A 12771-nucleotide genomic window follows, 5' to 3' on the forward strand; every position below is an offset into this window, starting at 1 on the left:
GTGGCAGCCGGAACGCAACTATTCGGATGCGTTGTTATCGGGCGCGCTGGTAGATCTGCTCAGCAGGCGTCGAGGCGACGCCTAGTTCGGCCGCGACCGCGTCGACCGCCTGACGGGCGATGTCGAGGTCCACCCGGCCATCGGAGGTGAAGTATGGACCAATGTAGTTCTGGTAGTGGCGTTGCGCCTCATCGCGCGTCAGCCGGTTCAGAAACGACGCAATGTAATCGATGGCCAACTCGGGTCTCTCGGCAATCGTCTGCAGGGCGCGCCGGTTGGCCCGCACTACCGCTTGCAACGCCGAGCTGTCGGTCTCGATACTGGCCGCATCCACCGCTACTCCGACAGTGGGAATCTGGAAGTGGTCTCCCACCCAGGCCAGCACGTGAAAGCCTTCCTCGTCGGCGACCTGTTCGGGTGCCAGGGTGCTGCCGACATAGGCCGCGTCAATCGAGTTATCTCGGAGCTTCCGCAGATCCATTTGGTAGTCACCCGGGGACCGCGCCACACACTCGAGGTCGCGGTCGGGGTCAAGACCGTGCCGGCGTAACACGATCCGTGCGAAGCATCCAGGGGCTGTGTGCGCTGCGTGTACCGCCAGCCGCCGTCCCCGAAGGTCCGCCATGGATGTCACCCCGGTGCCGCCGAGAAACCAGAACAGTGGACGATGGGTATTCACGCTCAGCACCGTCCATTCGATGCCATCGGTCAAGCGCGATAACAGGGCCCGGCCGAGACCGATCGTCGCACAGGAGCGCAGACGCTCTGTGTCCCAGCCGATTCCGTCCCTGACGGCGACGTGTACACCTTCAGCTTCGAAGTAGCCCTCCTGGTCGGCAACATAAGCGACCAGCTCTTCGTGAATACCGCGCCCGACATAGGCCAGGTCGATCGTGTGCATGGCGCGTTCAGTCCATCGCGAGGCCGCCGTTGACCGGCAGATAGTGTCCGGTGGTGAAACCAGAGTCCTCACTTGCCAAGAACGCTATCGTGTGGGCCACCTCGTCCGGCGTTACCAGCCGTCCCATCGGTGCACTCTCTGCGAGCTGACGCATCCGCTCCGACGTGAGTTGCCCGGTCACCGTTGTTCCACTCACGGTGGCCGGTGCGACGAGGTTGGCGGTTATCCCGTGCGGCGCCAGCTCGAGTGCGATGAATCGAACGAACTGGTCCAAGGCAGCCTTCGCCGTGCCCAGCGCGATCATTCCATCGCGGGGACGCCGGGACAGCCCGGTAGTGAGATAAATCAATCGGCCATAACCGCGGGAAATCATATCCGGCACAACGGCTTTCGTCAGCATATATGCAGCGTGCAGCTCCGCGTTCACCTTGCCGCCGAGCTGTTCCCAAGTGAGCTCGGCGAATGAGGTGACGGCGAAAGGTATCAAGGCGTTGTGCACCAAGACGTCCACCCCGCCCCAGCGCTGCGTGATTTCGTCGGTCATGGCGGAGACATCACCGGAAGCGGTGACATCGGCCTGTATCGCGACGGCATCGCCGCCGGCCGAAGTGATGCCGGAGACCACCTCCTCCGCCTGCGCGCCGCTGGCGCGGTGGTTGACCACCACCCGAAACCCGCATTCGGCAAGAACCCGCGCGGTCGCCGCGCCGATGCCACGGCTGGCTCCAGTGATCATTGCGACCCGAGGCATCGGTGTTGACTCCACGTCAGGCTGACGGACGCCTACTGCGCACCGCTGAGAGTCCGGGAGGCCTTCCAGTCGCTGTAACGGGTGGGGTAGATCGTCAGGTTCTCGCTATCGAGGGGAACGATGGTGTGCTCGTCCAGCCTGGTACCGAAGTAGCGGGCCGTGGGGTCGCCCACCACCTGGCGCGGATCGCCGGAAGCGGCGAGCGCGGTCCGGATGAAGTCGTCCATGCCGAGTTTTTCGGGGCCGGCGATATTGGTGAAGCCGTTGGTCGGATTGCTGATCGTCGCGCCGGTGACGGCCGTGGCGACGTCCTTGGCGGCGATGGGCTGGAACGCCCCGTCCGGCAGGAGGACCGTGTTGCCGTCGGTCGCGGAATCGGCTATGGCGTCGACGAATTCGAAGAACTGAGTCGCGCGCACGATCGAATAAGGGGAGCCGGATTCCTCGATCAGCTTCTCCTGGGCAACCTTGGCACGCATGTAGCCGCTGTCCGGGGCACGGTCGGCACCCACGATCGAGAGCGCAACGTGGTGCTGCACGCCGGCGTTCCGTTCCGCGGCGAGAAGGTTTCTGGTCGACGTCGTGAAAAACTGCATCACGGGTTCGTCGTCGAAGGAGGGCGAGTTGGACACGTCCACCACCGTGTGCACTCCCGCCACCGCTTCGGCGAGTCCTTCGCCGGTGACGCTGTTGACACCCGAGCGCGGTGAGGCCGGGATCGCCTCGTGTCCCAGCTCGGTCAGGTTGGCGACGACCTGCGATCCGATCAGTCCGCTGCCGCCGATGACCAACACCTTCATGATGGAGCCCTCCCCGAGATAGCCGATGAATTGGCCCTCTCATCATTGCGCTCATTCCCGGCGACCGGAACCCCGCAAGAGCGTCCGCGATCTTAAATCAACTGCTTGACTTAACATAGCCAATGCCGATTAACTCGTCGCGTGGTCAACGAACTGGCGGGCAAAGTCGCCATCGTCACCGGCGGTGCGTCCGGCCTCGGCCGGGCCACGGTCGAGCGATTCGTCGCCGAGGGCGCGCGCGTCGTCATCGCCGACGTCGAAGAGGACGGGGGCGAAGCCCTGGCGCGCGAGCTGGGCGCCGACGCCCTGTTTCGCCGCACCGACGTCTCCGATCCCGAGCAGGTCGGGGCGCTGGTGGCTGCCACCGTCGAGAAGTTCGGCGGCCTGCACGTCATGGTCAACAACGCCGGAGTGCCGAGCGCCATGCACCGCCGATTCCTCGACGACGACCTGGCCGATTTCCACCGCGTCATGGCGGTCAATCTGCTGGGCGTGATGGCCGGAACCCGAGATGCGGCCCGCCACATGGCCGCCCACGGCGGGGGATCCATCATCAACATGACCTCGATCGGCGGAATCCAGGCCGGCGGCGGCGTGATGACCTATCGCGCATCCAAAGCCGCGGTCATCCAGTTCACCAAGTCCGCGGCAATCGAGTTGGCGCACTATGAGATTCGGGTCAACGCGATCGCGCCGGGCAACATTCCCACGCCGATTGTGTCGAAGTCGGCGCTGGACGTGGATCCCGAGCAGCTCGCGCGGTTCGAGGCGCAGATTCGCCAGACGATGCGGGAGGACCGCCCGCTGAAACGCGAGGGCACCCCCGACGACATCGCCGAGGCGGCGTTGTATTTCGCCACCGACCGGTCGCGCTACGTCACCGGGACCGTGCTGCCGGTGGACGGCGGAACGGTCGCCGGCAAGCCGATCCGCCGCCGGAGCGACTCAGGCAAGTCTGATTGAAAAGCTTTGCAGGTTACCTGCTTCGGACGGTCGACATCTGCTGCCACGACGCGTCAACGATCAGCATCTGGCCACTCGCCTCGCCACTCGTCCAATGTCGCCAACACCTCAGGAGTGGATACCGCCGACGGCCGCCGGCCGGTGCGGGCCAGCCACTGCGCGACCGGCGGCCGCGCGGCCAACCGGGCGGCCGTCCTGCGCAGCAACTCGGGAACGGTGGTCCCTTCATACCCGGCGCGGCGCACCAACGCGGCGTACACCGCGTCGTCGATGCCGCGGATCTGGATCGTCTTAGGCATATTGCATGTTCGCATGCGCAGATCCATGAACCGATGCGCGTTTCGATGCGGCCGTGTTAAATCAAGCGCTTGACTTAAAACGGCGGAGGCGGTTGACTGGTGCAATGACCACGGCAGGCAGGGCCGTTCGCACAGAGCGGGCCAGCTCCACCCAGGAGGCGATCCTGGCGGCGGCCGAGCGGCTGTACGCCGAGCACGGCATGTTCGCCGTGTCGAATCGCCAGGTCAGCGAGGCCGCCGGGCAGGGCAACAACGCGGCGGTGGGCTATCACTTCGGCACTAAGGCCGACCTGGTGCGCGCCATCGAGCAGAAGCACCGCGGCCCCGTCGAACAGCTTCGCGAACAAATGGTGGCCGAGCTGCTGGACTCCGGCGGGCCGGCGGACATGCGGGACTGGGTGGCCTGCCTGGTGCGCCCGCTCACCGACCATCTGGCGGACCTGGGTAATCCCACCTGGTACGCGCGCTTCGCGGCCCAGGCGATGACCGATCCGGCCTACTACAACATCATCGTCAAGGGTGCGCTCAGCTCACCGTCACTGGTTCAGGTTGTCGACGGCATCAACAGCTGCCTGCCCAACCTGCCGGCCGAGGTGCGGTTCGAACGCAACATCATGGCCCGCAACCTGCTGATGCACACCTGCGCCGACCGGGAACGCGCGCTGGCGGCCGGTTCGACCATGCACCAAACCTCCTGGCGGGGCGCGGCATCCGGCCTCATCGACGCAATCGTGGGGCTGTGGCTGGCGCCCGTCACGCCGAACGAATGAAAAGCGTCGCGATGAAAGTGACTGTCGACCAAAGCATTTGCGCATCCTCGGGCAACTGTGTCATGAACGCGCCGGAGGTTTTCGACCAGCGCGACGAGGACGGCGTTGTCGTCCTACTCACCGAGCACCCGTCTGCCGAGCAGGCCGAGGGCGCACGCAAGGCCGCCGCCGCCTGCCCCGCGCAGGCCATCCACGTCGAGGAATGAAATGTCGGACACGCTGACAGGCACCGAAAACCAAGCCACCGCCGAGATTCCGGAGTACCCGATGGCCAGGCGGGCGAGCTGCCCCTTCGCCCCGCCCCCGGACGTCATGGCGCTGGCGGCGAGCAAGCCGCTGTCGCGGGTCCGGATCTGGGACGGCAGCACACCGTGGCTCATCACGGGCTACGAGGAAGTGCGCGAGCTGTTTTCGGATTCCCGGGTCAGCGTCGACGACCGGGTGCCCGGATTCCCGCACTGGAACGCGGGCATGTTGTCCACGGTGCACAAGCGCCCGCGATCGGTCTTCACCTCCGACGGCGAGGAGCACACCCGGTTCCGGCGGATGCTGTCCAAGCCGTTCACGTTCAAGCGGGTGGAAGGTCTGCGCCCGACCATCCAGCAGATCACCGACGACCACATCGACGCGATGCTGGCCGGCCCGCAGCCCGCCGACATCGTCACCGCGCTGGCGTTGCCCGTGCCGTCGCTGGTGATCAGCCAGCTGCTCGGGGTGCCCTACGAGGACGCCGACATGTTCCAGCATCACGCCAACGTCGGGCTGGCGCGCTATGCGACCGGCGAGGACACCGTCAAGGGCGCGATTAGCCTGCACAAGTACCTGGCCCGGCTGGTCGAGGCCAAGATGGAAAACCCGGCCGAGGACGCCGTGTCCGACCTTGCCGAACGGGTCAAGGCCGGCGAGCTCAGCGTCAAGGAGGCCGCGCAACTGGGCACCGGATTGCTGATCGCCGGGCACGAGACCACCTCGAACATGATCGGCCTGGGTGTGCTTGCGCTGCTGCAGAATCCGGAGCAGCTGGCCGTCATTCGCGACGCCGAAGACCCGAAGGTGATCGCAAGCTCCGTCGAGGAGCTGCTGCGCTACCTCAGCATCATCCAGAACGGTCAGCGCCGCGTCGCGCTCGAAGATATCCCCATCGCGGGAGAGGTCATTCGTGCCGGGGAAGGCATCATCATCGACCTGGCACCGGCCAACTGGGATTCAAGCGTCTTCCCCGAGCCGGACCGGCTGTATCTGCACCGCGCGGGTGCCGACCGCAATGTGGCGTTCGGTTACGGCCGACATCAGTGCGTGGGCCAGCAGCTTGCCCGCGCGGAGCTGCAAATCGTCTACCGCACGCTGTTCCGTCGCGTCCCGACGCTGGCGCTGGCGGTCGACATCGAGGACATCCCGTTCAAGCACGACCGGCTCGCCTACGGCGTGTACGAATTGCCGGTGACATGGTAGCCCAGCCGATCCGAATGGAGGGTCAACGATGACGACTCAATCAGGCACCATTTCGCTCTACCCGCCCGAAGGCTTTGGCGCACCTAAGGATCGCCGCGGGCACGCCGGCGGCGCCAACGTGGGTCTGCCCGAAGGGACCGTGGTCTTTTCCGCCGACAACCACATTTCCCTGGCCGCCGACATCTTCTACGAACGCTTCCCTGAGGACCTCAAGGAGAAGGCGCCGCGGATCTGGTACGAGGACGGCGCCTACCAGGTCGGGCGCAAGGGACAGTCGTTCCTGCCGGGCGACTTCAGCGCGGTGCTGATGCAGTACGACGACCTGCCCGGCGCCGCGAGCACCAACATCGAGGCCCGGATCCAGGAGTTGCACGACGACGGCGTCGACAAGGAGCTGGCGTTCCCCAACGCGGTGCTGGCGCTCTTCCACTACCCGGACAAGAAGCTGCGCGAACTCGCCTTCCGCATCTACAACGAATACATCGCCGAGCTGCAGGAGCGCTCGGCCGGCCATTTCTACGGCGCCGGGCTGATCAACTGGTGGGACCCACAGGGCACGCGGCGAACGCTGGACGAGCTGAAATCGTTGGGGCTCACGACCTTCCTGATGCCGCTGAACCCGGGCAAGGACGACGACGGCAACCCGATCGACTACGCCAGCACGTCGATGAGCGCGGTCTGGGACGAGATCGAGGCCTCCGGCCTGCCGCTCTCCCACCACATCGGCGAGACGCCACCGAAGAGCCCCTGCGAGTTCAACAGCGTGGTCGTCGGGATGATGATCAACATCGACGGGTTCCGGGAGACGTTCTCCAAGTACATCTTCGGTGGCATCCTCGACCGGCACCCGCGGCTGCGGATCGGCTGGTTCGAGGGCGGCATCTCCTGGGTGCCGTGGGCGCTGCAGGACGCCGAGCACCTGGTGGCGTCCTATCAGCACATGTTCAATCGGCCGCTGGAGCACGACGTACGCCACTACTGGGACAACCACATGAGCGCCTCCTTCATGGTCGACCCGCTGGGCCTGCAGCTGATCGACAGGATCGGCGTGGACAAGGTGATGTGGTCCAGCGACTATCCGCACAACGAGAGCACTTACGGCTATTCGGAGAAGTCGCTGGCGGCCGTCGTCGATGCGGTCGGGCCGGCCGACGCGGCGCGGATCGTCAGCGGAAACATCACGAATTTCCTTGGGCTGTAATGACAACATTCGCGCAGGCGGACGCCGGCACCGATATCGGCCTGGTGATTCCCGAGACCCCCGACCTCGCCCGGATGCGTCGCGAGACCGGGGCCCGGCTCCGGTCGGCGATGGCCGAACGCGGCGCCGACGCGATGATCCTGCTGGGCAACAACGCCGTGGTGTACGCCACCGGGATCAGCTGGCCGCTGGGCGACGCCGGGCTGTCCTACGTCGAGCGACCGGTGGCCGTGGTGCTGGCCGACGACGAGTGGCCGCACCTGTTCCAGCCGTTCCGCGAGGGCGCAGCGCAGGAATCCGACCTGCCCGCCGATCACCTGCACGGGCCCGTCTACCTCGAATTCGACGAGGGCATACGGAATTTCGCGCGTGTGCTGGCCGACTTGATCCCGGCCGGGGCCGCCGTCGCCGTCGATGAATGCACCGGCGCCATGTCCCGGGCGGGAAAGCTGTTGTTTCCCAGCGGTCCTCCGGCCGACGCTGCGGCCATCGTCGGGGCTGCCAAAGCGATCAAGACGCCCGACGAGCTGTCCTGCATGCGCACCGCCATCCGAATCACCGACGAGGCGATGGTGGAGGTCCACAAGCGCCTGGCGCCCGGGATCCGCCAGATCGACCTGTCCGCAAGCTTTTTGCGCCGGGCCTTCGAGCTGGGCGCCACGGCCAGCATGCTCGAACCGATCTGGCAGGTGATGCCGCCGAGCAAGGCCGAAGGCGTGTGGACCACGCACGGTGACCTGGCGTTGCCGCTGCTTTCCACCGAGCGCGAACTCGCCGAGGGCGACGTGCTGTGGACCGACGTCAGCATCACCTACCACGGCTACTGCTCGGACTTCGGGCGCACCTGGATCGTCGGGCGCGATCCCTCGCCGCGGCAGCAGGCGCAGTTCAACCGCTGGTTCGACATCATGACCGCCGTGCTGGGCGTCGCCCGCGCCGGGGTCACCGCCGCCGACCTGGGCAGGGCCGCGACCGAGGCCAACGGCGGCAGCAAGCCCTGGCTGCCGCACTTCTACCTCGGCCACGGCATCGGTGTCAACGCCGCCGAAATGCCGATGATCGGAACCGATCTCGGCCAGGAGTTCGACGAGAAGTTCGTCCTGCAGCCCGGGATGGTGCTGGTCCTCGAGCCGGTGGTGTGGGAGGACGGCACCGGCGGCTATCGCAGCGAAGAGGTCTTGGTGATCACCGAGGGAGGCTGGATCCGGTTGACCGACTACCCCTATGACCCCTATGGCCACTGAAGTCCTGCCCGACGCTCGGGCGCTGCGCCTGGGGCGACGGCAGCGCGCGCTGGACCAGATGGCCGAAGACGATCTCGACGTCCTGGTCCTCGGCCGCCAGGCCAACGTCCGCTACGTCTCCGGCACGCCGCAGCTGTGGGTGGCCGGCACCCGGCCGTTCGGCCCGACCTGCGTGCTGGTGCGCGAAACGGGCGCCGTTCACCTGCTCAGCACCTGGGACGAGGGCGTGCCCGACGACATCCCGCACGAGAACCTGTACGGCATCTCGTGGAATCCGGTCAACACGATGGCGGCGCTGCAGCGCATCGACGGTGCGGCCGCGGCCCGGCGGGTCGGAACCGATGCGCTCTCACCGGCTTTCGCGCAGCTGCTGCCGACCGCCTTTCCGAACGCCGAGCTGGTCGACGGGGAACTCGCCATGCGCGCCGCCCGGCGCGTCAAGACGGCCGAGGAGGTGGCCGCCCTTCGCGACGCGATCGCGGTGGCGGAGGCGGGCCTGGCCGCCGCGGTTTCCGAGCTGCGGCCGGGGGTCAGCGAGCAGATGCTGGCCGGCGTGCTGCTGGAGGCCGTGGCGGCCGGCGGGGTGAGCACACCGTCGAATCAGGATGTCGCGTGGGTGACCTCGCGTGAGCACCCCTGGCGACGGGTAAACGGTGACGGCCGCATCGCGGACGGGGACCTGGTCGCCCTTTCGGCCGGGGTGCTGGCCGGCGGTTACATCGGTGAGGTGGGGCGGACCTGGCCCGTTGGGACGGTCCCGGGCGCCCCAGCGCTGTATCAGCGCTGGAACACCCTGTGGGACAAGCTGTTAGCGGCGTGCCAGCCGGGGGCCGCGGCCGGCGAACTGCTGGCCGCCTACCGGGCCGCGGGCGAGCCGGCGCCGCCGATGCCGGTGGCCCGCGGCCTGGGCATGGGCTTCGACCCGCCCGTCGTCTCCCAGCACCTGCCCGAAACCGCAGCGGACGAGCGCCTGGAGCCGGGCATGGTGCTGGCCGTGACGGGCTACGTCTGGGAAGCGGGAGTCGGCGCGGTCTTCGGACGCGAGGCGGTCCTGATCACCGCCGACGGTCCCGAGGTGCTCACCCGCAGTCCGTCGTGGCAGGCATGAGTGCGGCAACCCTCGCCTGAGCCGCAGGCGCCGCCGCTGGCCGGTTACACGGTGGTCGACCTGTCCACCGGAATCGCGGGCGCCTATTGCACCAAGTTGCTCGCCGACGGCGGTGCCACCATCGTCAAAGTCGAGCCGCCGCAGGGTGATCCGCTGCGGCGCTGGTCGGCCTCCGGTGCCGCAATCCAGGCGGGGGACGACGGGGCGTTGTTCAGCTTTTTGGCCGGATCCAAGCACAGCGTCGTCGCCGACCCCGAAGCCGAGGGCGATGTCGCGATGGTCCACCGGCTGCTGGCCGCGGCCGACGCGGCGGTCTGGTCCGGGGGTTCCGAACTGGCCGAGCGCCAGGACTTCACGCCCGCGGCGCTGCACCGGGCGCACCCCCACCTGATCGTCGCCTCGATCACCCCGTTCGGGCTGGACGGCCCCTGGCGGGACCGGGCCGCAACCGAATTCACGTTGCAGGCATGGTCGGGTGGGATCGTCGGGCTCGGCCGCGGATTGCCGGAGCGGGCACCGGTGTACATCGGCGGGCAGGTCGGGGAATACATGGCCGGCGCCTACGCGAGCGCCGCGATCCTGGCGGCGCGGTTCGGCCGCGGCTCGGGAGGACACGGGGAACTCATCGACCTGTCGATGCTGGAGACCCAAATCCTGTGCCTGACCTATTACCCGGTCACCTACTTCGAAATGCTCGGCCGTCCTTGGCGGGACGCGCGCCGCCTCACGGTGCCTGGCGTGGCCCAGGCGAAGGACGGCCTGGTCGACCTCGGCTGCGGCACCGCGCAGCAGTGGTTCGACCTGTGCGCGATGGTGGGCCACCCGGAATGGATCGACGAGCGATCGCCGCTGACCATCACCGAGCAGGCCAACATCCATGCCGAGGACATCTACAAATGGGTCGAGGCCAACACGGTCGACGAGATCCGTGAGCTCGCAACGGCATTCCGGATTCCCAATGCGCCGGTGGCCAACGGCGCCAACATCACGTCGCTGGACCACTTCGTCGAGCGCGGCTCGTTCGTGCGCAATCCCCGCGACGGCTTCCGGCAGCCGGGCCATCCCTACCGGATGCGGCCCGCGCGGCTTCGCCCGCCCGGCCCCGCACCGCGACTGGGCGAGCACACCGCGCATTACCGGGCCGCGGGTGTGCGGCCGCGCCCCGCGCCGACAGGTCTGTCGCGCTCAAACCAGCTGCCGTTCAACGGTATTAGGGTGCTGGACATGACCACGTTCTGGGCGGGTCCTTGCTGCACCCACTTTCTGGCCATGCTCGGCGCCGACGTGGTGCACGTGGAATCCGCGCGCCGGCCCGACGGTACCCGGCTGATCGCCGGCGTGCCGGTCACCGAGGACCAGTGGTGGGAGAAGTCGCCGATCTACGCGGCGCTGAACACCAACAAGGAGGGCCTGACCCTCGACTTGCAAGGCCCGCGCGGGCAAGAGGTGTTGCGCCGGCTCATCGCGACGTGTGACGTGATCGTGGAGAACTTCACGCCGCGGGTGCTGGATCAGATCGGGCTGGATTTCGCTGCGGTTCAAGCCGTTCGGCCCGACGCGGTCATGTTGCGGATGCCCGGGTTCGGGCTCGACGGCCCGTGGCGCGACAATCCCGCGTTCGCCTATGCCATCGAGTCGGCCTCCGGGCTGAGTTGGCTGACCGGCTATCCCGACCGCCCGCCCTACGAGCCGTATTCGATCGGCGACCCAAACGCGGGTGTGCATGCGCTCAACGGCCTGCTGCTGGCGCTCGAACACCGCCGCCGCACCGGGGAGGGCGTGCTCGTCGAGGCCGCCATGGTCGACGCAGCACTCAGCGTTACGGCCGAACAGGTCATCGAGCACACCGCGTACGGGGCGCTGCTGCAGCGGGCGGGCAATCGGGGGCCCACCGCGGCGCCGCAGAACCTGTACCGCGCCGCGGATGTCGACGAGTTCGGCCGGCTCGACAGCTGGGTCGCCATAGCGGTGTCGAGCGACGAGCAGTGGCAAAGGCTGTGTGGTGCGCTCGGATCACCCTCCTGGGCAACCGATCCCGAGCTGGCGACGGAAGCCGGGCGGCGCGCACACCACGATCTGATCGACCAGCGGCTCGCCGCGTGGTGCGAGCACCGCGGCCGCGACGACATCGTCGCAACGCTGTGGGATGCCGGTGTGCCGGTGGCCAAGGTGATGCAGCCCCACCGCCAAACCGAGCTGGACCAGCTGGCGTTTCGGGGCTTCTTCGAAGAGGTCGATCACCCGGTGAACGGTCGGGCCAGGCTCAGCACCGTGCCGATGCGGTTCTCCGGCGGGCCCGCCGCGTTCCACGCGAATCCCGCGCCGCTGCTCGGGCAGCACAACCGCGAGTTGCTGACCGAGCTGGGCCTGACGCCGTCGGAGATCGCGGAGCTGGAATCCGACGGCATCATCGGCACGGCGCCGACCTAACGGTCGTTAGTGACGCCAGCCCTCGGCGGCCTGCTCGTCGAACGTGCGGTCGATGCGCTCGAACCTGCGGCGAACCGACGCGCGAGCCGCCTCGTGCGGAAGGACATACAGCCGGTTGGCCAGTATCGCGTCGGCCGTCAGGCGGGCGACGTCCTCGACGCCCAGGGTGTCGTCCTGCGCGGGGAGCGGCCCGAGCGAGCCCGTCACGTCGGGCGCCGACGAAAGCCCGTAGTCCGCGCCGCGGATCCGCTCGGAGTTGGAGACCAGCTTGGTTTCGACGACCATCGGGCACAGCACCGAGACACCAATGCCGGCGTCGCGAACCTCGCGGGCCAGCGTCTCGGCCAGGCCGACCACGCCGTACTTGGCGACGCCGTACGCGCCGAGGCCGGCGTTGGGCACCAGGCCGGCGAAGGACGCGGTGAAGGCGACGTGGCCGCCCTTGCCCTGCTCGAGCAGCCGCGGCAGGAACGCCTCGACGGCGTGGATCGAGCCCCACAGATCGATGTCGATCACCCAGCGCCAGTCGTCGTGCGTCATCTGCGCCAGCGGACCGGCCACCACGATGCCGGCGTTGCTGAAGACGACGTCGACCTGGCCCAGCAGGCGGAAGGCCTCGCCGGCGAGGTGGACCATCTCGTCGAGATACCGCACGTCGCACAGCACGCCGTGCGCCTCGAATCCGTCGCCGCGCAGCCGGGAAACGGCCTGTTCCAGCGTGGGCTTGTCGACGTCGGCCAGCACCACGCGGGCGCCGCGTCGGGCGAACTCGGTGGCGGTGGCCAATCCGATACCACTCGCACCGCCGGTGACGACCGCCCCGCGTCCCTCGAATCCGTCCATGGACGGAAC

13 protein-coding genes are annotated in these 12771 nt (G+C 67.8%); 8 read left to right on the forward strand and 5 right to left on the reverse strand.

Annotated elements, in window-relative coordinates:
• Positions 1–34 precede the first annotated feature (34 nt).
• Genes OQ968_RS01115 through OQ968_RS01125 form a run of 3 tightly spaced genes read right to left on the reverse strand, consistent with a single transcriptional unit; the run spans position 35 to position 2452 of the window.
• Positions 35–901, reverse strand: a complete 867-nt coding sequence (locus OQ968_RS01115; RefSeq protein WP_324673810.1) for an ABC transporter substrate-binding protein — start codon at positions 899–901, stop codon at positions 35–37.
• Positions 902–908: 7 nt separating this feature from the next.
• Entirely contained in the window at positions 909–1637 is a 729-nt protein-coding gene (locus OQ968_RS01120) for an SDR family NAD(P)-dependent oxidoreductase (protein WP_324673812.1), read from the reverse strand.
• A gap of 47 nt (positions 1638–1684) precedes the next feature.
• Positions 1685–2452, reverse strand: a complete 768-nt coding sequence (locus tag OQ968_RS01125; protein WP_324673814.1) for an SDR family oxidoreductase — start codon at positions 2450–2452, stop codon at positions 1685–1687.
• 141 nt (positions 2453–2593) lie between these two features.
• On the opposite strand from OQ968_RS01125, the gene OQ968_RS01130 reads away from it, so the two are divergent.
• Entirely contained in the window at positions 2594–3415 is an 822-nt protein-coding gene (locus tag OQ968_RS01130) for an SDR family oxidoreductase (RefSeq protein WP_324673816.1), read from the forward strand.
• Between the two features lie 53 nt (positions 3416–3468).
• On the opposite strand, the gene OQ968_RS01135 is transcribed toward OQ968_RS01130, so the two are convergent.
• Positions 3469–3714 carry a hypothetical protein gene (locus OQ968_RS01135; protein ID WP_324673818.1) on the reverse strand — a complete coding sequence of 82 codons (246 nt, stop codon included), beginning with the start codon at positions 3712–3714 and terminating at the stop codon, positions 3469–3471.
• A gap of 104 nt (positions 3715–3818) precedes the next feature.
• On the opposite strand from OQ968_RS01135, the gene OQ968_RS01140 reads away from it, so the two are divergent.
• The 7 genes from OQ968_RS01140 (at position 3819) to OQ968_RS01170 (ending at position 11919) form a co-directional block, all read left to right on the forward strand.
• Positions 3819–4484: a helix-turn-helix domain-containing protein gene (locus tag OQ968_RS01140; RefSeq protein WP_324673820.1), complete on the forward strand. Its 666-nt coding sequence runs from the start codon at positions 3819–3821 to the stop codon at positions 4482–4484.
• 11 nt (positions 4485–4495) lie between these two features.
• Complete coding sequence (locus OQ968_RS01145) at positions 4496–4690, forward strand: ferredoxin (RefSeq protein ID WP_324673822.1); 195 nt, start codon at positions 4496–4498, stop codon at positions 4688–4690.
• Between the two features lies 1 nt (position 4691).
• Positions 4692–5936 (forward strand): cytochrome P450, encoded by a 1245-nt coding sequence (locus OQ968_RS01150; RefSeq protein ID WP_324673824.1) that lies wholly within the window; start codon positions 4692–4694, stop codon positions 5934–5936.
• A gap of 139 nt (positions 5937–6075) precedes the next feature.
• A complete protein-coding gene (locus tag OQ968_RS01155) occupies positions 6076–7137 on the forward strand; it encodes an amidohydrolase family protein (protein ID WP_324674992.1) in 1062 nt (353 codons plus the stop codon).
• On the forward strand, positions 7137–8381 hold the full coding sequence (locus tag OQ968_RS01160) for a M24 family metallopeptidase (protein ID WP_324673826.1): 1245 nt from the start codon (positions 7137–7139) through the stop codon (positions 8379–8381). The genes OQ968_RS01155 and OQ968_RS01160 overlap by 1 nt, the downstream gene beginning before the upstream one ends.
• Positions 8371–9489, forward strand: a complete 1119-nt coding sequence (locus OQ968_RS01165; RefSeq protein WP_324673828.1) for a M24 family metallopeptidase — start codon at positions 8371–8373, stop codon at positions 9487–9489. The genes OQ968_RS01160 and OQ968_RS01165 overlap by 11 nt, the downstream gene beginning before the upstream one ends.
• Positions 9490–11919 carry a CoA transferase gene (locus tag OQ968_RS01170; RefSeq protein ID WP_324673830.1) on the forward strand — a complete coding sequence of 810 codons (2430 nt, stop codon included), beginning with the start codon at positions 9490–9492 and terminating at the stop codon, positions 11917–11919.
• Between the two features lie 6 nt (positions 11920–11925).
• Here the strand turns inward: OQ968_RS01170 and OQ968_RS01175 are convergent, their stop codons facing one another.
• Entirely contained in the window at positions 11926–12762 is an 837-nt protein-coding gene (locus OQ968_RS01175) for an SDR family NAD(P)-dependent oxidoreductase (RefSeq protein ID WP_324673832.1), read from the reverse strand.
• Between the last annotated feature and the right edge of the window lie 9 nt (positions 12763–12771).

It is taken from the genome of Mycobacterium sp. 663a-19 (genome assembly GCF_035616495.1).
Lineage (GTDB): Bacteria > Actinomycetota > Actinomycetes > Mycobacteriales > Mycobacteriaceae > Mycobacterium.